The 20,403-nt window shown below is 67.1% G+C and carries 22 protein-coding genes; 6 read left to right on the forward strand and 16 right to left on the reverse strand.

The window, feature by feature from the left end; genetic code table 11:
- Nucleotide 1 precedes the first annotated feature (1 nt).
- The 4 genes from RPPS3_RS23870 to ftsE all read right to left on the reverse strand — a co-directional run bounded on the left by RPPS3_RS23870 (nt 2) and on the right by ftsE (nt 3,352).
- A complete protein-coding gene (locus tag RPPS3_RS23870) occupies nt 2-817 on the reverse strand; it encodes a lysophospholipid acyltransferase family protein (RefSeq protein ID WP_107346266.1) in 816 nt (271 codons plus the stop codon).
- Between the two features lie 13 nt (nt 818-830).
- Entirely contained in the window at nt 831-1,556 is a 726-nt protein-coding gene (locus RPPS3_RS23875) for a YdcF family protein (RefSeq protein WP_107346267.1), read from the reverse strand.
- A 157-nt stretch (nt 1,557-1,713) separates the two neighbouring features.
- On the reverse strand, nt 1,714-2,700 hold the full coding sequence (locus RPPS3_RS23880; RefSeq protein WP_164638793.1) for a cell division protein FtsX: 987 nt from the start codon (nt 2,698-2,700) through the stop codon (nt 1,714-1,716).
- Nucleotides 2,693-3,352 carry a cell division ATP-binding protein FtsE gene (gene ftsE, locus RPPS3_RS23885; protein WP_011160268.1) on the reverse strand — a complete coding sequence of 220 codons (660 nt, stop codon included), beginning with the start codon at nt 3,350-3,352 and terminating at the stop codon, nt 2,693-2,695. The genes RPPS3_RS23880 and ftsE overlap by 8 nt, the downstream gene beginning before the upstream one ends.
- A gap of 143 nt (nt 3,353-3,495) precedes the next feature.
- Here ftsE and RPPS3_RS23890 point away from each other — a divergent pair, with 143 nt between their 5' ends.
- Nucleotides 3,496-4,389, forward strand: a complete 894-nt coding sequence (locus RPPS3_RS23890; protein ID WP_107346269.1) for an MJ0042-type zinc finger domain-containing protein — start codon at nt 3,496-3,498, stop codon at nt 4,387-4,389.
- A 59-nt stretch (nt 4,390-4,448) separates the two neighbouring features.
- Nucleotides 4,449-4,829 carry a response regulator gene (locus tag RPPS3_RS23895; protein ID WP_107346270.1) on the forward strand — a complete coding sequence of 127 codons (381 nt, stop codon included), beginning with the start codon at nt 4,449-4,451 and terminating at the stop codon, nt 4,827-4,829.
- A gap of 197 nt (nt 4,830-5,026) precedes the next feature.
- Here the strand turns inward: RPPS3_RS23895 and RPPS3_RS23900 are convergent, their stop codons facing one another.
- A complete protein-coding gene (locus RPPS3_RS23900; RefSeq protein ID WP_107346271.1) occupies nt 5,027-7,588 on the reverse strand; it encodes a TIGR02302 family protein in 2,562 nt (853 codons plus the stop codon).
- 159 nt (nt 7,589-7,747) lie between these two features.
- On the opposite strand from RPPS3_RS23900, the gene RPPS3_RS23905 reads away from it, so the two are divergent.
- Complete coding sequence (locus tag RPPS3_RS23905; protein WP_107346272.1) at nt 7,748-8,128, forward strand: carboxymuconolactone decarboxylase family protein; 381 nt, start codon at nt 7,748-7,750, stop codon at nt 8,126-8,128.
- A gap of 243 nt (nt 8,129-8,371) precedes the next feature.
- Here RPPS3_RS23905 and lysA read toward each other — a convergent pair whose 3' ends face one another.
- The 3 genes from lysA to argH are packed head-to-tail and all read right to left on the reverse strand — an operon-like array spanning nt 8,372 to nt 11,380.
- On the reverse strand, nt 8,372-9,637 hold the full coding sequence (lysA, locus tag RPPS3_RS23910; protein ID WP_107346273.1) for a diaminopimelate decarboxylase: 1,266 nt from the start codon (nt 9,635-9,637) through the stop codon (nt 8,372-8,374).
- A gap of 8 nt (nt 9,638-9,645) precedes the next feature.
- Nucleotides 9,646-9,927 (reverse strand): LPS translocon maturation chaperone LptM, encoded by a 282-nt coding sequence (gene lptM / locus RPPS3_RS23915; protein ID WP_107346274.1) that lies wholly within the window; start codon nt 9,925-9,927, stop codon nt 9,646-9,648.
- A gap of 55 nt (nt 9,928-9,982) precedes the next feature.
- On the reverse strand, nt 9,983-11,380 hold the full coding sequence (argH, locus tag RPPS3_RS23920) for an argininosuccinate lyase (RefSeq protein WP_107346275.1): 1,398 nt from the start codon (nt 11,378-11,380) through the stop codon (nt 9,983-9,985).
- A 95-nt stretch (nt 11,381-11,475) separates the two neighbouring features.
- On the opposite strand from argH, the gene tlpA reads away from it, so the two are divergent.
- Nucleotides 11,476-12,162, forward strand: a complete 687-nt coding sequence (gene tlpA, locus RPPS3_RS23925; protein ID WP_107346276.1) for a thiol:disulfide interchange protein TlpA — start codon at nt 11,476-11,478, stop codon at nt 12,160-12,162.
- Nucleotides 12,163-12,314: 152 nt separating this feature from the next.
- On the opposite strand, the gene RPPS3_RS23930 is transcribed toward tlpA, so the two are convergent.
- Together RPPS3_RS23930 and RPPS3_RS23935 are read right to left on the reverse strand one after the other, a co-directional pair.
- Nucleotides 12,315-12,503, reverse strand: a complete 189-nt coding sequence (locus RPPS3_RS23930) for a hypothetical protein (RefSeq protein WP_012497859.1) — start codon at nt 12,501-12,503, stop codon at nt 12,315-12,317.
- Between the two features lie 108 nt (nt 12,504-12,611).
- On the reverse strand, nt 12,612-13,412 hold the full coding sequence (locus RPPS3_RS23935; protein ID WP_107346277.1) for an NAD(P)H-dependent oxidoreductase: 801 nt from the start codon (nt 13,410-13,412) through the stop codon (nt 12,612-12,614).
- 94 nt (nt 13,413-13,506) lie between these two features.
- Here RPPS3_RS23935 and RPPS3_RS23940 point away from each other — a divergent pair, with 94 nt between their 5' ends.
- The gene (locus RPPS3_RS23940) at nt 13,507-14,421 is read left to right on the forward strand and encodes a LysR family transcriptional regulator (protein WP_107346278.1); all 915 of its coding nucleotides are present in this window, start codon (nt 13,507-13,509) and stop codon (nt 14,419-14,421) included.
- A gap of 139 nt (nt 14,422-14,560) precedes the next feature.
- Here the strand turns inward: RPPS3_RS23940 and RPPS3_RS23945 are convergent, their stop codons facing one another.
- The 5 genes from RPPS3_RS23945 to RPPS3_RS23965 form a co-directional block, all read right to left on the reverse strand.
- The gene (locus RPPS3_RS23945) at nt 14,561-15,442 is read right to left on the reverse strand and encodes a 3-hydroxybutyryl-CoA dehydrogenase (protein ID WP_107346279.1); all 882 of its coding nucleotides are present in this window, start codon (nt 15,440-15,442) and stop codon (nt 14,561-14,563) included.
- Nucleotides 15,443-15,605: 163 nt separating this feature from the next.
- A complete protein-coding gene (locus RPPS3_RS23950; RefSeq protein WP_107346280.1) occupies nt 15,606-16,550 on the reverse strand; it encodes an electron transfer flavoprotein subunit alpha/FixB family protein in 945 nt (314 codons plus the stop codon).
- Complete coding sequence (locus tag RPPS3_RS23955; protein ID WP_107346281.1) at nt 16,550-17,299, reverse strand: electron transfer flavoprotein subunit beta/FixA family protein; 750 nt, start codon at nt 17,297-17,299, stop codon at nt 16,550-16,552. Before RPPS3_RS23955 ends, RPPS3_RS23950 begins: the two co-directional genes overlap by 1 nt.
- Nucleotides 17,300-17,404: 105 nt before the next feature.
- Nucleotides 17,405-17,977 (reverse strand): cob(I)yrinic acid a,c-diamide adenosyltransferase, encoded by a 573-nt coding sequence (locus tag RPPS3_RS23960; protein ID WP_107346282.1) that lies wholly within the window; start codon nt 17,975-17,977, stop codon nt 17,405-17,407.
- 52 nt (nt 17,978-18,029) lie between these two features.
- Entirely contained in the window at nt 18,030-18,224 is a 195-nt protein-coding gene (locus RPPS3_RS23965; protein ID WP_107346283.1) for a twin transmembrane helix small protein, read from the reverse strand.
- A gap of 138 nt (nt 18,225-18,362) precedes the next feature.
- Here RPPS3_RS23965 and RPPS3_RS23970 point away from each other — a divergent pair, with 138 nt between their 5' ends.
- On the forward strand, nt 18,363-19,256 hold the full coding sequence (locus RPPS3_RS23970) for a YihY/virulence factor BrkB family protein (protein WP_107346284.1): 894 nt from the start codon (nt 18,363-18,365) through the stop codon (nt 19,254-19,256).
- Here RPPS3_RS23970 and RPPS3_RS23975 read toward each other — a convergent pair.
- Nucleotides 19,183-20,400, reverse strand: a complete 1,218-nt coding sequence (locus tag RPPS3_RS23975; RefSeq protein ID WP_107346285.1) for an ATP-binding protein — start codon at nt 20,398-20,400, stop codon at nt 19,183-19,185. The two genes, RPPS3_RS23970 and RPPS3_RS23975, sit on opposite strands and share 74 nt — an antisense overlap.
- Nucleotides 20,401-20,403 lie beyond the last annotated feature (3 nt).

Genomic DNA, 20,403 nt, shown 5'->3' on the forward strand with positions numbered 1-20,403 from the left:
TTCAAGGATTGCCGACCTGTTCGCTCTCCGGCTTCGGCGCCGGCTCGGCCTGTGGCGGCACCGCGCTGGGGACGCGGCCGAACAGCTGTGCCTGCTCTTGGCGCGCCTCGGCGACCAGGCGGTTGGTGGCGGTTTCGACCACGTCGCTGAGCTGCCTGAGGAACTCGCGGCGATCGAGGCCGGCAGGAAGCGGATCGAGGAATTCGACCACGATCGTGCCCGGGTAGCGCATGAACTGGCGCCGCGGCCAGAACAGTCCGGCGTTCAGCGCCACCGGCAGGCACGGGACGCCGCAATCGACATAGATCTGGCCGACGCCGCTCTTGTAGTTCGGCGGCGCGTCGACCGGCCGGCGGGTGCCTTCCGGAAAGATGATCAACTGCCGGCCGCGGCGCACTTCCTCGCGGGCGCGGCGCGCCATCTCGACCAGGGTCTTGACGCCGGCGGCGCGGTTGATGGCGATCATGCCGCCGCGCAGCAGGAGTTGGCCGAACACCGGGAGCCAGGTCAGCTCGCGCTTGAGGATATACAGCGGCTCATCGAAGAACTGCAGCAGCGCGAAGGTTTCCCACATCGACTGATGCTTCGGCGCGACGATCAGCGGCCCTTGCGGGATCTTCTCGAGGCCGCGGAATTCGACCTTGGTGCCGCAGATCAGGCGCATCAGCCAGATGCTGTTCTGGCCCCACATCTTGGCGACCTTCACCACCGCGCGGCCGGAAAACAGCGCCGCCACGGTCGCGGCCAACACCCAGCCCACCAGCACGACGTAGAACAGCACGTTGAAGATCAACGAACGCAGGAAGATCACGAACATCGGAACGGTCCGATCAGTTGGCGGCAGCGGTCGCCGGCTTGCGGGCGCCGGTCGGTTCGGCCTGATCGGCCGGTTCGGGCATCACCTCGATGCCGAGCTTGGACAGGCGCACCCGCAGCTCGACCGCGAGATATTTGGCGTATTCCGATAGCAAGAGCCGCAGCGTTCCGCCACTGGTCCACCACGGCTCGTCGCGCCACTTGTCGCCGATCACCGCGAACGGAATCAATTCGACGTCCGGCATGGCGTGGGACATTTCGGCGATCGCCCGCGGCATGTGGTAATTCGACGTCACCACGATCAGCGAGCGGAAGCCGCGTTCCTGCACCCAGCGCCGGGTTTCGGAGGCATTGCTGCGGGTATCGACCGCCGAGCGGTCGAGATCGACGCAGCAAGTGAACCAGTCGCGGCTTTCCGGCACCGAGCGCGAGATGTCGCGGGCACCGTTGGTGCGGTGGACGCCGGAGATCAGCAGCCGCTTACCGTAGCCGGCCGCCAGCAATTCGACCGCGTCGGACACTCGCGACGAGCCGCCGGTCAACACCACGATGCCGTCGGCATTGTGCTGCGGCTGCCGCTCAGCGCCGTGCAGCTGCGCCAGAAAGGCCACGAACCCGCCAGCCCCAACCAGGAAGCCGAGCGCCAGCACCGCCACGATGGTGGCGCGCAGCCGCCCGCCGCGTCCGGCCGGACGGCCGGGCGACGAAGACAGCTCACTGCGATCGGACGACGACGACATGGGACGTGCGATAGACCTCGTTTCACGAGCCTTGTGCACCGCTGGCGGCGGTTGCGGAAGCTGCCCGGACTCTAATGCGATTTCGGGCGAAAGGGAGTCCGCCGGATGGTCGAACGGCCTGAGCGGTGCGGCGGTAGCGCGCGGATCGATCGCCGGCTCATTCGATCGAGTTCAGCGTGCTGAACAGCGTACGGCGCGAGGCCAAGGCGGTGATGCCGGCGATCAGCACCGCCATGCCGGCCAGCGCCAAATAGCCGGTGGGGCGCAGCGAGAAGGTGCCGAGCAGCGCCGCGAACTGGTCGCCGACCGGTGTGCCGGAAAACCACGTCGCCACCGACTCCGAAAAGCCGAACACGAAGATCGCAGCGCCGCCGCCGATCAGCCCGCCCTGCAGGCCGAGCAGCAGGAAGTGGCGGAAGAACCGATTGGCGATGTAGCTGTCGCTGGCACCGACGAAGTGCAGCACTTCGACGATCGGCCGGTTGGCCGCCATCGCGCCGCGGGTGGCGAACGACACCGAGATGACGGTGGCGACGATGACGAGGCCGAGCACGCCGATGCCGGCGAACACCGTGGCGCCGGTCATCGACCGCATCCGCTCGATCCAGGCACGATGGTCGTCGACCGTCGCGCTGGGTGCGGCCTCGGTGACGCGGCGGCGCAATTCGGCCAGATCGAGCCCGCTGCCCGGGGCGGCGCGCGCCACGATCACCCGTGGCACCGGCAGCTCGTCGAGCGACAGCCCGGTGCCGAGCCACGGCTCCAGCAGCTTGGCGGATTCGTCCTTGGTGAAGATCCGCACCTCGACCACGCCGGGCTGGCTGCGCACCACCTCGGCGACGCGGTCGGCGTCGCGGTCGAGATCGCGACCGCGCAGCGAGCGCACCTGCACGGTCAGCTCGCTCGACACTTCGGACTGCCACTCCGCCGCCGAGGCGCTGATCAGCAGCACCACGCCGGTGGTCATCGAGGCCAGGAACGTCATGATCGCCACCACGGCGACCAGCGCACGGCCGGAGATCGAGGCGCGCGGCACGATCGGCGACGCATTGCGCGCCTTCGGCGGCACCTGCGGGCGTTCGTGCCCGAGGTCCACCATGACGTCGCGTTCGTCGGCTCTGCGCAACGGCCCCTGCCTATTCATAAACGTGCAGCCGGCCCTGGTGCAGCACCAGGCGGCGCGCTTCGTACTGGTCCATCAGATTGATGTCGTGGGTCGCGATCACCACCGCGGTCCCGGTCTTGTTCAATTCCACGAACAGCCGCAGCAGCCGGCGTCCCAGCGTCGGGTCGACGTTGCCGGTCGGCTCGTCGGCGAGCAACAGATGCGGCCGGCCGATCACCGCGCGGGCGATCGCGGCCCGCTGCTTCTCGCCGCCCGACAGCACCGGCGGCAGCGCGTCCATCCGGTCGCCGAGCCCGACCCATTTCAACAGGTCGATGACCTCTTTGCGATAGCTCGACTCGTCGCGCCCGGTGACCCGGAACGGCAGCGCCACGTTCTCATAGGTGGTCATGTGGTCGAGCAGGCGGAAGTCCTGCAGCACGATGCCGATACGCTGGCGCAGCGCCGCGACCTCGTCCTTGCCGAGCAGCGACACGTCGTTGCCGAACAGATTGACCAGGCCGCGGGTCGGCCGCAGCGACAGAAACAGCAGTCTGAGCAGCGAGGTCTTGCCCGCGCCGGACGGTCCGGTCAGGAACTGAAACGAGTGCGCCGGAATTGCAAAATTGAGGTCGCGGAGGATCTCCGGACCAAGCCCATAGCGCAGGCCGACATTTTCGAAGCGGACCACGTTCAGCTCCGATTTCGATCGGCGCGGGGAGAAAGGGCACGCCACGCCATCTGCCCGTGCCGCCGTTGTGAGGCGGTTATGGTTTCCGATTCGTTAACGGACGGCCGGTAAGATCGGACGAACCTTATAGCCAGCGATTCGCCATGCATATCGTCTGCCCGCATTGTACGACATCCTATGCGATCGATCCGGCCAAACTGGGAGATGCCGGCCGGACGGTGCGTTGTTCCCGGTGCAAGGAAGTCTGGCTGGCGCGGCCCGAAGACGTGCAGAGCGACGTCCGTGTCGCCGCCATGACGGTCGAAGAACAGCAGCCGGCCACCGACGACCTCGCCAATGATCCCGGATGGGGCGTGACCGAGGACGAGCAGGACACCCCGGTCGTCGAGAGCCCGCCGATTACCGCCGACCTGCCGGGGCAAGGCGACCAGGATCCATTCACGCGCGCGCTGGCCAACGAGCCTGCGCCGGGTGACGAAGAGGAGCTGCCGCCGCGGCGCAAGCGCAAGCCCTCGTTCGGCACCAAGCGCCGGCCGCGCAGCATGAAGGAGCGGCTGGCGGAATTCCGCAAGGAGCCGCTGAAAGCCGCCAAGGGACTGTTCACCGCGCCGCTGGCGATCGCGGTATTCGGTTCGGTGGCGCTCGGTCTGTTGATCTGGCGCGCCGACATCGTCCGGCTTATGCCGCAGACCGCGGCGTTCTATCGGATGATCGGCTTCGAGGTGAACCTGCGCGGGCTGGCGATCAAGGACGTGCGGATCAGCCGCGAGACGGTGGAGGCGAAGCCGGTGCTGGTGATCGAGGGCGTGATCATCGGTCAGGCCAAGAAGCCCGTCGACGTGCCGCGGCTGCGGTTCTCGGTGCGGGACGCCAAGGGCACCGAGATCTACGCGTGGAACGCGGTTCTCGAACAACAGGCGCTGCGGCCGGGCGAAATCGCCTGGTTCAGAACGCGCCTCGCCTCGCCGCCGGCCGAGGCGCGCGCGATCGACGTGCGCTTCTTCAACCGGCGCGACATTGCCGCCGGCGGGGCCTGAGGTCATGATCAGTGTGGTTGCACGCGGCCCGGCGCCGGCCGCGACGAGGGAATAACACGATGGCGCGCATCCTGATCGCCGACGACGAAGAATCGATGCGCCTGCTGGTCGCCCGCGCGATCGGCATGGACGGCCACGAGACCGTCACGGCCGAAGACGGCAGCGAAGCGCTGGAAATTCTCACCAGCCAGAACGGCAAGTTCGACCTGCTGCTGACCGACATCAAGATGCCGATCATGGACGGCATCGCGCTGGCGCTCGCCGCTGCGCGCGACTTCCCCGAGCTGACGATCCTGCTGATGACCGGCTTCGCCGATCAACGCGAACGCGCCTCCGGCCTCGACGCCATCGTGCACGACGTCGTCACCAAGCCGTTCTCAGTCGCCGACATCCGCACCGCGGTGGCGGATGCGCTGACGGCGAAGAAGAGTAGTAGTTAGCCCCCACGCGGCGGAAGATCGACGCCCGCTCCAACTCGCAGCGCGCCCCCTCTCCCGCTTGCGGGAGAGGGCTGGGGTGAGGGCGACGCGGGTAGTGAGCTTCCTATTTGGGGGCCGCCCGGCGCTCCAACTTCTGGATTCCGGGTTCGCTCGCTGCGCGAGCGCCCCGGAATGACGTGGCTGGCAAGGGAGCCGACTTAGTAATCCTTCAGCAGCCGCTCGATGTAGTCGAGCTCGATCTGCGGGCGGCCAGAGTCGCCGAGGCGGCGGCGGAGTTCTTCGAGGATGCGGCGGACGCGCTGGACGTCGATTTCGCCGGGGATCTTCACAGTGAGATCGTCGCCGAGGTCGCGGCCGCGCAGCGGCCGGCCGAGCGGATCGGTTTGATTGGCACCGCTCTGCTGGCGGCCGGGGCGGTTGCCCTGGCCATCGCCCTGACCGTCGCCGTCACCCTGCTGCATCGCTTCGGCGAGTTTCTGCGCGCCCTGGCGCAGCGCTTCCAGGGCGCGGCCTTGTGAGTCCACCGCGCCGTCGGCATTGCCGTCGCCGAGCCGGCCTTCGGCATCGCCCATCGCCGAGTCGGCCTGATCGAGACCACCCTCGCCTTGCTGGCCCTGCTGCCCTTGCTGACCCTGCTCACCCTTGTCGCCGCGCGGGCTCTGCCCGAGGCCGCGCTTGGCGAGCTCCTGCTGCAGCTTGCGCAGCCGGTCGTGAAGGTTCTGCTGATCCTGCTGCAAGTCGCCGAGGTTCTGCTCGCCGTCCTGACCGCGCATCCGGTCGCGGCGCTGATCCTGGCCCTGCTTGTAGGTCTTGTCGCGGAGCTGCTGCTGCTTGCGGATCATGTCGCCGAGCTCGTTGAGCGCCTGCTCCATATCGCCGCTGTCGCCGCCCTGGCCGGGCTGCGCCATCTGCAGGTTCTCCAGCATCTGCGCGAGCTGATCGAGCAACTGCTTGGCGGCTTCCTTGTCGCCGGATCGCGACAGCCGCTCCATCCGCTGGAGCATGTTTTCCAGATCCTGCTGCCGCATCACCTTGGTGTTGGGATCGAGCGGGCGGGCGAGCTGCTGCGGATTGTTGCGAAGCTGCTGGGCGAGCTGACGCATATAGGCGTCGAGCGCGGCGCGCAGCTTGTCGGTCAGCTGCTTGATCTCGTCGTCGGGCGCCCCGCGCTCCAGCGCGTCTTTCAGCGCGTCCTGTGCGGCACGCAGCGCCTTCTCGGCATCCGACGCATCGCCGTCTTCGATCAATACCGCCAGCGACCACAGATTGCTCACCACCTCGCGCAGCGCGTCGTCGGTGCGGGCGCGTTCGAGCTGATCCGCAATGGTGTAGAGCCCGAGATACTGGCCGGCATCCGGCGTGAACACTTCCGGCGCGATCAGCAGCGCATCGAGTGCGGCGTACACTTGGCTATTGGCATTGGCATCGAGCGCCAGGATACGGCGCTGCTCGATCAGCGCGCGCGCCAGCGGCTTGGTGAACAGCCGCTCCGGCAGCCGCATCGTGAATGGCTCGCTGTGGCCCTGATTGCCGGCCTCATCCTTGGCGGTGAGGGTCAGCGTGACTTCGGCGCCCGCATAGGGATCTTCGCTGAAGTCCTTGACGGTCTGACCGACGCCGGCGCGGGTGCGGGCATTCGGCAGCACCAGCTTGAACTGCGGCGCTTCGAACAGCGGCCGCGGTGCATCCGCGGGCTTCGTGCCCGGGGCCTTGGCCGGGGCAGCAGCGGCGAACTGCGCCTCGGCCTCGGTCACCCCGTAATCGTCTTCGAGCTTGTAGGACAGCTGCAGCGAACCGCGCGCCTGGCGCTGCGGCTCCTTGGCGAGCGCGATCGCCGGCGGCTTGTCCGGGGTGGCGGTGAAGCTCCACGGCGCTTCGCTCGACGGCGCCCGGACCCGCGCGGTGCCGTCGCCGGTGATGCGGAAATGCCGTTCGCTGGTGCCCTTGGGGGCTTCGCTGTCCGGCTTGACCTCGACCAGGCCGCCGCCGACCGCGATGTCGAGATCGCCGCCGCTGGAGCGCACCAGCAGAGTCGAGCCGACCGGCACCGGCAGCGGGCCGCTGCCCGGGGTGCCGAGGTCCTTGTTGGAGGCGGCGGTGAGAATGATCGGCGGCTTGTTGGTATAGACCGGCGGCGTCACCCAGGCATCGACCCGGACGGTCGAGGGCGCCATCGCGCCCTTCCAGTCGAATGCCGCCATCACCCGCGGGGTTCGCTCCTCGCCGGCGGCGAAGAAGGTCGCGACCAGCAGGATCACCACCAGGGCGCGGAGCCCCCAAGGATCGTGGATCGGCAGCCGCGGCGACGGCAGGCCGGGCTTGAGGCCGCGGATCGTCGCCAGGGTGCGGTCGCGCTGGGCCTGCCACAGCGCGCGGGCCACCGGATCGCCGGACGCCAACGTGTCGCCGAGCGCCGTCGCCGGGCGATGCTTCAGGCCGGTATTGCGATCGAGCCGCGCCAGCGCCTCGTCGCGGCTCGGCCAACGGAACCTGATGGCCGGGATCAGCGCGCCGAGCGCCAGGGCAGCGAGCAGCACCAAGCCGGCGATGCGAGCCGAGAACGGCAACACCAGCCACAGCCCGGCCCAGGACAGCGCCAGGAACAGGCCGACGACGCTCATCAGCCGCGCCAGATGCGGCCACGTGCGCTCCCAGGCAATCGCCAGCGTGGCGCGCCCGATCGCCTTGTCCAGGTGCAGCCGCGCGACCGCCTCTTCATCGTGCGGGGCCTGCGACGGATCGGGAATGCTGCCGCTCAACCATCTCTCCGGGTTGCTGCTCACACGAGCGTAGCACAACGGCGGCAATGAGGCACCGCCTTGCGCCACCACTGCGCGCATCACACCGCGACACGAACGCGTGACGGCACAGCCGGTGCCCCGTAGTGTTCCGGCGAACTTCCCACCAGAGGACGCGCAATGGACAAGACGACGCACGACAAGGGGCTGGAGATCCGCAAGGCGGTGCTGGGCGAGGCCTATGTCGAGAACGCGCTGAAGAACGCCGACGACTTCAACAAGCCGTTCCAGGAACTCGTCACCGAGTATTGCTGGGGCGCGATCTGGGGACGCGACGGGCTGCCGAAGAAGACCCGCAGCATGCTCAACCTGGCGATGATCGCGATCCTCAACCGGCCGCACGAGCTGCGCGCGCACATCAAGGGCGCGCTGACCAACGGCGTCACCAAGGACGAGATCCGCGAGATCTTTATGCAGGTGGCCTGCTACGCCGGCATCCCGGCCGGCGTCGACAGTTTCCGGATCGCCCGCGAAGTGTTCGCAGAGATCGACAAGGGCTGAGGCGATAAATTGGTACCAGCCAACCGGCGCGGCGGCTCCGACCGCCGCGTTAAGGTTGAGCGGTTAGGTTAAAAAACACTTCAAATTGCTCGGAATTGCCGGATCGCTACGGTCGGCCGTCGCGCGCGTGGCAGTGAAGCCGCATGTTCACCGCTGCGGATTTTAAGCGCGATCGGGACCGCCAGTTATTTTTGTACGCCGCGTCTGGCGGTCCCACCCCTTACTTCTAGGAGAGAGACCGGCTCACAGCCAGGGCGCCGCTTTGTCCATCGCGATCAGTTGCTCGACCTCGATGCGCGGACGCACCACTGCGACCTGATCGTCCTTCACCAGAACTTCCGGCACCAGCGGACGGGTGTTGTAAGTACACGCCTGGACGGCGCCATACGCACCCGACGTCATGATCGCGACCAGATCGCCGGCCTTCAGCTCGGGCAGCTTGCGGTCGAGCGCGAGGTAATCGCCGGTCTCGCACACCGGGCCGACGACATCGGCCACCATCATCTTGCCGCCGGGCGCAGGCTCCGCCACCGGCAGGATCTCGTGATACGCCTCGTACAGCGTCGGGCGGATCAGGTCGTTCATCGCCGCGTCGATGATCACGAAGGTCTTGCCGTCGCCGTGCTTCACGTAGATCACCTTGGCGACCAGGATGCCGGCATTGCCGACGATCATCCGCCCCGGTTCGAACAGCAGCGTGCAGCCGAGATTGTGGGTGACGCGCTTGACCATCTCCGCATAGGCGAACGGCTCCGGCGGCGCGTCGCGATCCTCGTAGTACGGGATGCCGAGGCCGCCGCCGAAATCGACGTGGCTGACGGTGTGACCGTCGCCGCGCAGCACGTGGATGAATTCGGCGACGATGCGGAACGCCGCTTCCATCGGCGCCAGGTCGATGATCTGGCTGCCGATATGGACGTCGACGCCGGTGACCTGGATGCCCGGCAGCTTGGCGGCGCGGGCATAGACCTCGCGGGCGTGGCGGATCGGAATCCCGAACTTGTTCTCGGACTTGCCGGTCGAGATCTTAGCGTGGGTGCCGGAATCGACGTCGGGATTGACCCGCAGCGATATCCGCGCGGTCCGGCCGGTCTCGACCGCGAGCCGCGACAGCAGTTCGAGCTCGGGCTCGGATTCGACGTTGAGGCACTTGATGTCGTGGGCGAGCGCGGCGCGCAGTTCGGCTTCGGTCTTGCCGACGCCCGAGAACACGATCTTGCCAGGCGGAATCCCGGCCGCCAGCGCGCGCTGCAGTTCGCCGCCCGACACCACGTCGGCGCCGGCGCCGAGCTTGGCCAGGGTGCGCAGCACCGACTGGTTGGAATTGGCCTTCATGGCGTAGCACACCAGCGCATCGGTGCCGGCGAAGGCCTCGGTGAACACCCGGTAGTGCCGCTCCAGCGTGGCCGTGGAGTAGCAGTAGAACGGCGTACCGACGTCCTGCGCGATCGAGGCAAGGCTGACGCCTTCGGCGTGCAGCACGCCGTCGCGATAGTCGAAATGACGCATATTGGCGCTTAGTCCAGCAGCGGATCGAGAATGATGCTTCGCTTCCGCCCCTTGGCGGCGGAGGGCGGGGCGTTGGTGCCGTAGGACGAGTCGAACACGTCGCCCTTGGCCTCCGGTTTGGTCGCCGGCGCAGCCGACGGCGTGTCGGCAGCACCCGGCGGCAGATCGAGGCCAGCTTTACGGCCGCAGCCCGACAGCGCCAGCGTTGCCGCCACAATCACCAGAAGCGCCCATCGCGATGGGTTGGTCACGCGATTCACGTCGAATATCCCCAATTGGCGCGGCACCATACCGAGATTGCGCCGCGCTGGCGAGCCCCCGAAACCGCCGGACGGCAGCCCGCCCTCAGCGCGTTTTGTTGTCCTTGGCGAGCCGCTTGAGCCAGGCCTTGGCCTGGCTGCGAACGTTCTTCGGCGCGGTGCCGCCGTACGAGGTGCGGCTCTTCACCGAGGATTCGACGCTGAGCACCGCCAGCACGTCCTTGGCGATGCGTTCCTCGACCGATTGCATCTCGGCGAGCGGCAATTCGTGCAGCGCCACGCCCTTCTTGGCGGCGAGCCCGACGATCCGGCCGGTGACGTGATGCGCCTCGCGGAACGGCATCTTCAACGTCCGCACCAGCCAGTCGGCCAGGTCGGTTGCGGTGGCGTAGCCCTCGCCCGCCGCCGCCTTCATCCGCTCCGGCTCGGGCTCGAGGTCGCGGACCATGCCGGTGATCGCGCGGATCGCCAGCGACAGCGCCGCGAAGCCTTCCATCGCGCCCTGTTTGTCTTCCTGCATGTCCTTTTGATAGGCGAGCGGCAGGCCCTTCATCACGATCAACAGGCCGTTCAGCGCACCGATCACCCGGCCGGTCTTGGCGCGGACCAGCTCGGCCGCGTCCGGATTGCGCTTCTGCGGCATGATCGACGAGCCGGTGGTGAACTTGTCCGACAGCCGGATCAGGCCGACCAACGGTGAGGTCCAGATCACGATCTCTTCGGCGAAGCGCGACAGATGCACGGCGCAGATCGACGCCGCCGACAGCGTCTCCAGCACGAAGTCGCGGTCCGACACCGCATCGAGCGAATTCGCCATCGGCCGGTCGAAGCCGAGCTTGGCGGCGGTGGCGTGGCGGTCGATCGGGAACGAGGTGCCGGCCAGCGCCGCGGCGCCGAGCGGGCTTTCATTCAGCCGCTTGCGGGCATCCTGGAACCGGCCGCGATCGCGCGCCACCATCTCGACATAGGCCATCAGATGATGGCCGAAGGTCACCGGCTGCGCGGTCTGCAGATGGGTGAAGCCGGGCATCACGGTCTCGGCCTGCTCGAGCGCGCGTTCGGCGAGCGCCAGCTGCAACGCCGCCAGCGCCGCGTCGGTCTCGTCCAGCACGTCACGGACGTACAGCCGGAAGTCGGTCGCGACCTGATCGTTGCGCGAGCGCGCGGTGTGCAGGCGCCCGGCGGCGGGGCCGATCAGTTCGGCCAGCCGGCTCTCGACATTCATATGGATGTCTTCGAGCGCACGCTTGAACGTGAATTTGCCGGCGGTGATCTCTGACAGAATCGTGTCTAGACCCTTGCCGATATTTTTCGCATCGTTCGCGGTGATGATGCCCTGCGCGGCCAGCATGGCTGCATGCGCCTTGGACGCCGTGATGTCCTGGGCGTAGAGATGGCGATCGACGTCGATCGAGACGTTGATCTCTTCCATGATCGCGTCGGGGCGATCGGTGAATCGGCCGCCCCACATCTTGTTGCTCATCTGTCGCCGCTCACGATCATGCTCGCGTCCCAATCACATCTCATCATCGGCTGCCGCCCGCGAACCTGCGCGGCTTGCCGTCTTCTGATTGTTCGATGACCGAATCCCAGCCGAATCCCGTCCCGCCGCGCCGTGCCGGCCGCCTGACCATCCTGTTGGCCACGATGGCCGTGCTCGTCGTCGCGGGCGCCGCCGGGATATACGGGATTGGCGGGCTGCAGCGCAATGCAGGTGGCGATCCCGTGTGCCGGCCGGCGGTGGCGCTGGCGCAGCAGCTCAAGCCGCTGGTGCGCGGCGAGGTCGCAGCGCTCACGCCAGCAGCGGCGCCGCTGCGGCTGCCGGACCTGACGTTCACCGACGATGCCGGCCAGGCCAAGAAGCTGTCGGACTTCCGCGGCCGCACCGTGCTGGTCAACCTGTGGGCGACCTGGTGCGTGCCGTGCCGCAAGGAGATGCCGGCGCTCGACAACCTGCAGGCCAAGCTCGGCAGCTCGGATTTCGAAGTGGTGGCGATCAACATCGACACCCGCGATCCCGCAAAGCCGAAGAAATTTCTCGACGACGAGAAGCTGACCCACCTGTCGGTGTTCACCGACGCCTCCGCCAAGGTGTTTCAGGATCTGAAAGCGGTCGGCCGTGCGCTCGGGATGCCGACCTCGGTGCTGATCGACCGCGAGGGCTGCGAGGTCGCCACCATCAATGGCCCGGCCGAGTGGGACAGCAACGACGCCACCACGCTGATCAAGGCCGCCCTGAAGCCGGCGACGGCGGGCAGCAAGTAACTGACAGCCACCAGCGGTCATTCCGGGGCGGAAGCAGCGAAGCTGCGCCCGAACCCGGAACCAGAGGTTGTTGCAAAAAGAGATTCCGGATTCGCGCCTGACGGCGCCCCGGAATGACTGCTCAATGGCAATGACTGCTTAAAGAGCTCGGATTAGGCGCTGATATTCAGGTTGCCGCCGACGCCGGGGCCGACATTGGCGAGCGAGGGCGAGCCGCCCTGCCCGATGCCGAGCAGCGTCTGCACTGTCTCGCGCTCGGTGCGAGCGGCCGACGCTTGAATCGTCGTCGAGATCTGCATCTGCGTGCTGCTGGCCTGCATGGCGAGCGCCGCGCTGATCATGCTCATGTCCATCGCCGCAGTCTGGCAGCAAACCGTTAACAATCCGAAGCGAGGCGGCGCGCATTCGATGAAATTGCATCGAGCGCGCCGCGGCTTGGACGGCCACGGTCAGGCCGTGGGGCCGGCCCCCTCGCTCAGGTGCACCGCGAAGCCTTCGGCACCGGGTACACCCAGCTCCGGCCGCAGCTCCATGGTCGGGATCAGATAGTCGCCGCCATTCTGGCGCCGGTACGGAATCGGCGGCGTCTCGGCCAGCGTGCGCATCCGCTCCCGCAGCCGTTCGGCCGCGGCTTCGAACCCGGCCGAATCGAGCCGGCCGGCCTGATACAGCACGTAGGGCGGCAGCACCTCGCAGCCGGGATAGAACAGAATGCCGTGATGGATCGGAAACAGCAGGTCGTCGATCGGCCCGTTGATGCCGCGCGGGCCGTAATGCTGCTCCCAGCCGCCGGTGGTGACGATCAGCATCGCGCGCTTGCCGGCCAAAACGCCCTCGCCGTAGCGATTGCCCCAGCGCTTGTCGCTGTGCTCGCCGACCCCATAGGCGAAGCCGCAGGCGAACACCCGCTCGACCCAGCCTTTCAGGATTGCCGGCATGGTGAACCACCACAGCGGAAACTGCAGGATCACGGCGTCGGCCCATAGCAGCTTATCGATCTCGTCGCGGACGTCCTGGGTCAGCTCTCCGGCGCCGAACGCCGCCTTCGACGCCACGGTCGGCAGCAGCCGCTCGCCGGGCGCCAGTGTTGGGAAATCTTCTCGGTCGACCGCCGGCTTCCAGCCTTGGGCATAGAGATCGGAGACCTGCACCTCGTGGCCGAGGCGTTGCAGCTCCGCGACCGCGACGTCGCGCAGCGCGCCGTTCAACGAGCGCGGTTCGGGGTGGGCGAATACCAGAAGGACTTTCACGGCCAGGCTCCCTGCAGTGATGATCAGACCCTGCAGGTACCCCCGCGGCGACTATTCCAGTAGCCGCGGAGTATCGATATGATTATTCCGAAAAATGGATAGATCAGCTGTCACGATCGAGCGCATCCGCACCTTCGTTCGCATTGCCGAACGGGGCAGCCTGTCGGCGGTCGCGCGCGACCTCAATGTCGGCCAATCTACCGTCACCCGACAGCTGCAGGAGCTCGAGGCCGCGGTCGGTGCACCGCTGTTGAGCCGCACCACCCGCCGGGTGACGCTGACCGAGGAAGGCAGCCGCTATTACGCGCGCTGCATTCAGATCCTGCGTTTGCTCGATCAGGCCAGCGACGAAGCGCTTGGCGCGTCGGGGGCGCCCGCCGGCAGCATCCGGATCTCCTGCACGGCCTCGTTCGGCGTGCTGCATGCCAGCCGGCTGATCTTCGCGTTCCAAGATCGCTATCCGGAGATCGGGATCGACTTCGGCCTCACCGATCATCGGGTCGATCTGGTGCGCGAAGGCGTTGACCTGGCGATCCGGCTGGCTCCGCTCGCCGACAGCTCACTGAAGCTGCGCACGCTCGGCCACAGCCATCGCCTGCTGGTCGCCTCGCCGGACTATCTGGACGCGCATGGCAGGCCGACATCGCCGCAGGACCTGTCGCGCCATCAAGGGGTGCGGATGGTAAACGTCGCGGGCAGCGACATGCTGATCTTGCAGGGACCGGATCAGGAGACACACCGGGTGCCGTTCGGCGGCCGGCTCAGGGTCGACCATGGGCTCGCGGCGCGGGAAGCGCTGATCGCAGGGCGCGGCATTGCGGCGTCACACCGCTGGCTGGTCGACGACCTGCTGGCCGCCGGTCGCCTTGAAGTCATCCTGCCGGAGTATCGGCTGCCGCCGGTGCCGCTCAATCTGTTGATCGTGCCGGAGCGCGCCGGCATCGCCCGCGTGCGGCTGCTGATCGACTTCCTGGCCGAGCAGATCCGGAGCGTGCCGGGGATCGAATGAGCGATTCCCCTGATAGTTCGCCATGCCCGGGCGTGTCCCGGGCTTTCACGCCTTGCTGACGGAAACGCGGGAAAAGGCGTGGATGGCCGGGACGAGCCCGGCCATGACGGAAGTAACTACGGTGCCGCTATCGCAACGCTCAGCGGGTCGGGACCGGCTTGTCACCGCGGTAATCGTAGAAACCGCGCTGGGTCTTGCGGCCGAGCCAGCCGGCTTCGACGTACTTCACCAGCAGCGGGCACGGCCGATACTTGGAGTCGGCGAGGCCCTCGTGCAGCACCTGCATGATCGACAGACAGGTGTCGAGGCCGATGAAGTCGGCCAGCTCCAGCGGGCCCATCGGATGATGCGCGCCGAGCTTCATCGCCATGTCGATGGCTTCGACGTTGCCGACGCCTTCGTACAGCGTGTAGATCGCCTCGTTGATCATCGGCAGCAGGATGCGGTTGACGATGAACGCCGGGAAATCCTCGGACACCGCGATCTGCTTGCCGAGCTTGGTGACGAACGCCTTCGCGGTCTCGAAGGTGGCGTCGTCGGTGGCGATGCCGCGGATCAGCTCGACCAGCTCCATCACCGGCACCGGATTCATGAAGTGAATGCCGATGAAGCGCTCCGGCCGATCGGTCGAGGCGGCCAGACGGGTGATCGAGATCGACGAGGTATTGGAAGCGACGATCGCCTCCGGCTTCAGCACCGCGCACAGCTCGTTGAAGATCTTGCGCTTGGTCTCTTCCTTCTCGACCGCGGTCTCGATCACGAGGTCGCAGTCGGACAGCCCGTCCAGCTTCTCCGTCGCGGTGATCCGCGCCAGGGCCTGCTTGCGGGCGTCTTCGGTGATGAGCTTCTTGGCGATCTGACGCGACAGGTTGCCGTTGATGGTGGCCATCGCCGATTTCAGCCGGTCGGCGGAGACATCGTTCAGGATCACGTCGAACCCGCCGAGAGCGGCCACGTGGGCGATCCCGTTGCCCATCTGCCCCGCGCCGATTACGCCGACTTTTTTGATTGCTGCCGCCATCTCTCATCTCGTTCGGAGCACAGCCGCGTCGCGCGGCCGGTGCATCTTCGCACATTCCCGCGCCGCTGTCCGTGGTTCGGCGCCCGGACAGTTAGCCGGTGAACGCTTAAAGCTTCTGCAACGAACCCGGCCCGAGGGCCGGGTTCGTCCGCCGCGAAGGCGTTTACTTGCCGAGCTTGCCGAGCTCTTCGGTCAGCTCCGGAACCGCCTGGTAGAGGTCGGCGACCAGGCCGTAGTCGGCAACCTGGAAGATCGGCGCGTCTTCGTCCTTGTTGATCGCGACGATCACCTTGGAGTCCTTCATGCCGGCGAGATGCTGGATCGCGCCCGAGATGCCGACCGCGATGTACAGCTCCGGCGCCACAACCTTGCCGGTCTGACCGACCTGCCAGTCGTTCGGCGCGTAGCCGGCATCGACCGCGGCGCGCGAGGCGCCGACGCCGGCGCCGAGCTTGTCGGCAAGCGGCTCGATGTACTTGGTGAAGTTCTCGCGGCTCTGCATCGCGCGGCCACCCGACACGATGATCTTGGCCGACGACAGTTCCGGACGATCGCTCTTGGCGACTTCCTCGCCGACGAAGCTCGACAGGCCCGGATCGGCCGCCGCCGCGACGGTCTCGATCGCCGCGCTGCCACCCTCGCCCGTCGCCTGGAAGGTCGAGGTGCGGACGGTGATGACCTTCTTGGCGTCCTTCGACTTCACGGTCTGGATCGCGTTGCCGGCGTAGATCGGACGCTCGAAGGTGTCGGGCGCGACCACCTTGATGATCTCCGACACCTGCATCACGTCGAGCAGAGCGGCGACGCGCGGCATCACGTTCTTGAACCGCGAGGTCGCCGGGGCGACGATCGCGTCGTAGCTGCCGGCGAGCGAGACGATCAGCGCGGCCAGCGGCTCGGCGAGATCGTGCTCATAGGCGGGCGCTTCGGCGAGCAGCACCTTGGCGGCGCCCTGCAGCTTGGCAGCCGCATCGGCCACGGCCTTGCAGCCCTGGCCGGCAACGAGGATGTGGACCTCGCCGCCGAGCGCGGCCGCGGCGGTCATCGCCTTGTTGGTGGCGTCCTTGAGGTGTGCGTTGTCGTGTTCGGCAATCAGCAGCGTGGCCATCAGAGTACACCCGCTTCGTTCTTGAGCTTCGAAACCAGTTCGGCGACGTCCTTGACCTTGACGCCGGCCTTGCGGCCACCCGGCTCGACGGTCTTCAGAACTTCCAGGCGCGGCGAAACGTCGACGCCGTAGTCGGCCGCGGTCTTCTCCGCGATCGGCTTCTTCTTGGCCTTCATGATGTTCGGCAGCGAGGCGTAGCGCGGCTCGTTCAGCCGCAGATCGGTGGTGACGATCGCCGGGCCCTTGAGCTTGACGGTCTGCGAGCCACCGTCGACTTCACGCGCGACGGTGAAGTCGGAGCCGTCGACGTCGAGCTTGGAGGCGAAGGTCGCCTGCGCCCAGCCGAGCAGCGCGGCCAGCATCTGGCCGGTCTGGTTGCTGTCGTCGTCGATCGCCTGCTTGCCGAGAATGATCAGTCCCGGCTTCTCTTCGTCGGCAACGCCCTTGAGGATCTTGGCGACCGCCAGAGGTTCGACGACGCCGTCGGCCTTGACCAGGATGCCGCGGTCCGCGCCCATGGCGAGGCCGGTGCGAAGGGTTTCCGACGCCTGCGCCGGTCCGATCGAGACCACGACGACTTCGGTCGCCTTGCCGGCCTCTTTGAGGCGCAGCGCTTCTTCGACGGCGATCTCGTCGAACGGATTCATCGACATCTTGACGTTGGCGAGTTCAACGCCCGACCCGTCGCTCTTGACGCGGATCTTGACGTTGTAGTCGACCACGCGCTTGACCGGCACCAGAACCTTCATCGATCCTCTTTCGTGTTGCGGTGGGTAATTGTTTGTTGTGGCGGCGGAACCTAAAGCCCCTCCTAACCGCGGTCAACGCGGCAAAGCCAAAAACCGCCTTGTTCCCTAGCGGTTCTGGCCCGGCACCCAGAGCACGTCGCGGGCGCCGCCGTCGTTCACCGTGCGGGCGGCGACAAACAGGAAGTCGGACAACCGGTTGACGTACTGGACGGCCGCCGGGGTGATTTTCTCGTTCGGCCGGGCCGAGAGTTCCACCATGGCCCGTTCCGCACGGCGGCATATTGTCCGCGCCACATGCAGGTAAGCGGCTGCCGGCTTGCCGCCGGGCAGCACGAACGATGTGAGCGGCGCCAGGCCTTCGTTGAGCTGATCGATATCGCGCTCCAGGCGCTCGACCTGGCTCGACAACACCCGCAGCCGTTCGGCCTTACCTTCGCGTTCCGGAACCGCCAAGTCGGCGCCGAGATCGAACAGATCGTTCTGAATACGCCCGATCATGGCGTCGAGTTCCGGCAGCTCCGACAAATGCAGCCGCACCACGCCGAGCGCCGCATTGGTCTCATCCACCATGCCGTATGCCGCGATCCGCGGATCGGACTTCGGCCGCCGTTCACCGGAGCCGAGGGCGGTGGTGCCGTCGTCACCGGTGCGGGTGTAGATTCGATTGAGAACGACCATCTCGCGGGGATCCTGCTGCGGGAAATCAAGTGAGCCGGGAGTTGGTGGGCAGCTAACGGCCCATCACCCAGATCGCAAGCATGGTGATGACGATGGCGACGAATTGCAGCAAGACCCGCCAGCGCATGAGGGTCTGCGATCGGTTCGGCGAACCGCCCCGCATCATGTTGATCAGACCGAGCATGAGCACCAAGGCCACGGCGCAGAGCGCGACCGGCAGGGCGATTGAACTCAGGAAGGATGCCATCTAGGTTTCATAACACCGCTACTGATCCCGCGCTATCCCTGCCGCATGGTCCGGCGCAACGATCGCGGGTGGAGGCGGTTAGTATCGAATGCTAAGGTTCTGCCATCCTGCCGGCCGCAACTCGTGACAAGGTGACCCGTGAGGCAGATCCGCTACGCCTATGCGGTCGCAGTCGATGCGCTCTATACGTTCCTGGCCGACGACGGATGGGCGATCGCCAGCCACATCGCGCTGTCGACCCTGATGGCGCTGTTTCCCTTCCTGATCGTGCTCACCTCGCTGGCCGGCTTCGTCGGCTCGCGCGAACTCGCCGACCGCGCCGCCGAGCTGCTGCTCGACGTCTGGCCTGCGCAGGTCGCCAGCACGCTGTCGGGCGAGATCCACGACGTGCTGACCACCACCCGCGGCGGGGTGCTGACCATCGGCCTGCTGCTGGCGCTGTACTTCGCCTCCAACGGCGTCGAGAGCCTGCGGGTCGGGCTCAACCGCGCCTACGCAGTGATCGAGCCGCGGCCGTGGTATCTGCTGCGGCTGGAGTCGATCGGCTACACCCTGGTGGCGGCTTTTACCGCGCTGGCGATGGGGTTTCTGATCGTGCTCGGCCCGCTGATCCTCGCCACCGCCCGGCACTACGTGCCGCTGCTGGTGCACAATAACGAGCCGCTGCTGACGATCGGCCGCTATGGCATTGCGATCACGGCGCTGACTGTGGCGCTGTTCCTGCTGCACGCCTATCTGCCGGCAGGACGACGGTCGTTCCGGCAGATCCTGCCCGGCATCGTCTTCACCATCGCGGCGTCGCTGATCTCGGGCATCACCTTCGGCATGTATCTGGCGCGGTTCGCCAACAACTACGTGTCGATGTATGCGGGGCTAGCGTCGGTGATCATCGCGCTGGTGTTTTTGTATTTCATCGCCGCGATTTTCGTTTACGGCGGCGAACTCAATGCCGCGATCATCAAGTCGCGGCTGCCCGAGGGGATGACGCTGCAAGAAGCGCAGTTGCGAGCGCCCGGGGCGAAGCCGGCTTGAGCAGGAACGCATCGGCGCCGGCCTGACGGGCCGCCGCTTCGTCCTGGTCGCGTCCCGACACGCCGATGATCGGCACCGCGCGCAGCGGCGGCGGCAGCGCCCGGATCAGCCGGATCGCCTCGACGCCGCTGATGCCCGGCAGCACCATATCCATCAGCACCGCGTCGAACTCGGCCTTCGCCAGCCGCTCCGGAACCGCCTCGCCGCTGCCGACGAATTCGCAGCAATGACCGAGCTCGGTGAGGATGGCGTTCAGCACCACACGCCCGAACGGATTGTCCTCAACGCTGAGGATGCGCAGCCGCCCGCCGCCGGTGGCGCGGATCGCGCCGTCCGGCGTCGCCATCTGCGGCGGCTTGGCCCGCTCCAGCGTCACCGTCAGGGTGAAGACCGTGCCGCCGCGCGGCCGCTGCGCCACCGTGACGTCGCCGCCGAGGGCCCGGGCAATTTGCCGCACCGACGACAGACCGAGGCCGGCGCCACCGAACCGTGACGCGATGCTGACATTGGCCTGCGAGAACGGCCGAAACAGCCGCTTGATCTCGGTGAGCGACAGCCCGATGCCGCTGTCGGACACCGCGAACGACACCTGCGCCTTGCCGCGGCCGGCGGCTGCGGCGGTGACCTTCAGCGCCACGTCGCCCTGCTCGGTGAATTTCACCGCGTTGTCGATCAGGTTTTCCAGCGCGGCGCGCAGCCGGACCGCGTCGCCGATCGCAAAGCCGGGCAGCCGCTGCGAAATCGTCACCGTGGCGCGCAGCCCCTTGGCGGCGGCGCGGCCCGACAGCGAGTCGCCGGCATGGCGGGCGAGCGCCCGCAGATCGAAGAACTCCGACCGCAGCCCGAGCCCGGTGGTGCCGAGCCTGGCGGCGTCGACGAACAGCGTGGCGAGGCCGGACAGATGCTCGGCGCCGGCCTTGATGGTGTCGACCCAGCGCCGCTCGCGCTCGTTGAGATCGGAGGTCGCCAGCAACTCGCTGACTGCCAGAATACCGGTGAGCGGGGTGCGGACCTCGTGCGCGAAGGTCGCCAGCACGGTCTCGATCATGCCGGACGAGGCGGGCTTCTTGCGACGGACGCGTTTCGGCGGCGTCCGCTTGACCTGCGTCCGCCCGCTGCGCAACGCGCGCGATTTCACCGCCATGAG

It is taken from the genome of Rhodopseudomonas palustris, assembly GCF_003031265.1.
In the GTDB taxonomy this organism is placed as follows: domain Bacteria; phylum Pseudomonadota; class Alphaproteobacteria; order Rhizobiales; family Xanthobacteraceae; genus Rhodopseudomonas; species Rhodopseudomonas palustris_H.

Coding starts and splice junctions, on each gene's coding strand:
- RPPS3_RS23895 (WP_107346270.1), top strand. CDS start 4,449: ATGGCGCGCATCCTGATCGCCGACGACGAAGAATCGATGCGCCTGCTG.
- RPPS3_RS23965 (WP_107346283.1), bottom strand. CDS start 18,224: ATGGCATCCTTCCTGAGTTCAATCGCCCTGCCGGTCGCGCTCTGCGCC.
- lptM (WP_107346274.1), bottom strand. CDS start 9,927: ATGGTGCCGCGCCAATTGGGGATATTCGACGTGAATCGCGTGACCAAC.
- RPPS3_RS23875 (WP_107346267.1), bottom strand. CDS start 1,556: ATGTCGTCGTCGTCCGATCGCAGTGAGCTGTCTTCGTCGCCCGGCCGT.
- RPPS3_RS23960 (WP_107346282.1), bottom strand. CDS start 17,977: ATGGTCGTTCTCAATCGAATCTACACCCGCACCGGTGACGACGGCACC.
- RPPS3_RS23930 (WP_012497859.1), bottom strand. CDS start 12,503: ATGATCAGCGCGGCGCTCGCCATGCAGGCCAGCAGCACGCAGATGCAG.
- RPPS3_RS23870 (WP_107346266.1), bottom strand. CDS start 817: ATGTTCGTGATCTTCCTGCGTTCGTTGATCTTCAACGTGCTGTTCTAC.
- RPPS3_RS23955 (WP_107346281.1), bottom strand. CDS start 17,299: ATGAAGGTTCTGGTGCCGGTCAAGCGCGTGGTCGACTACAACGTCAAG.
- RPPS3_RS23950 (WP_107346280.1), bottom strand. CDS start 16,550: ATGGCCACGCTGCTGATTGCCGAACACGACAACGCACACCTCAAGGAC.
- RPPS3_RS23975 (WP_107346285.1), bottom strand. CDS start 20,400: ATGGCGGTGAAATCGCGCGCGTTGCGCAGCGGGCGGACGCAGGTCAAG.
- RPPS3_RS23890 (WP_107346269.1), top strand. CDS start 3,496: ATGCATATCGTCTGCCCGCATTGTACGACATCCTATGCGATCGATCCG.
- RPPS3_RS23945 (WP_107346279.1), bottom strand. CDS start 15,442: ATGGCGGCAGCAATCAAAAAAGTCGGCGTAATCGGCGCGGGGCAGATG.
- RPPS3_RS23905 (WP_107346272.1), top strand. CDS start 7,748: ATGGACAAGACGACGCACGACAAGGGGCTGGAGATCCGCAAGGCGGTG.
- tlpA (WP_107346276.1), top strand. CDS start 11,476: ATGACCGAATCCCAGCCGAATCCCGTCCCGCCGCGCCGTGCCGGCCGC.
- lysA (WP_107346273.1), bottom strand. CDS start 9,637: ATGCGTCATTTCGACTATCGCGACGGCGTGCTGCACGCCGAAGGCGTC.
- RPPS3_RS23880 (WP_164638793.1), bottom strand. CDS start 2,700: ATGAATAGGCAGGGGCCGTTGCGCAGAGCCGACGAACGCGACGTCATG.
- RPPS3_RS23940 (WP_107346278.1), top strand. CDS start 13,507: ATGGATAGATCAGCTGTCACGATCGAGCGCATCCGCACCTTCGTTCGC.
- argH (WP_107346275.1), bottom strand. CDS start 11,380: ATGAGCAACAAGATGTGGGGCGGCCGATTCACCGATCGCCCCGACGCG.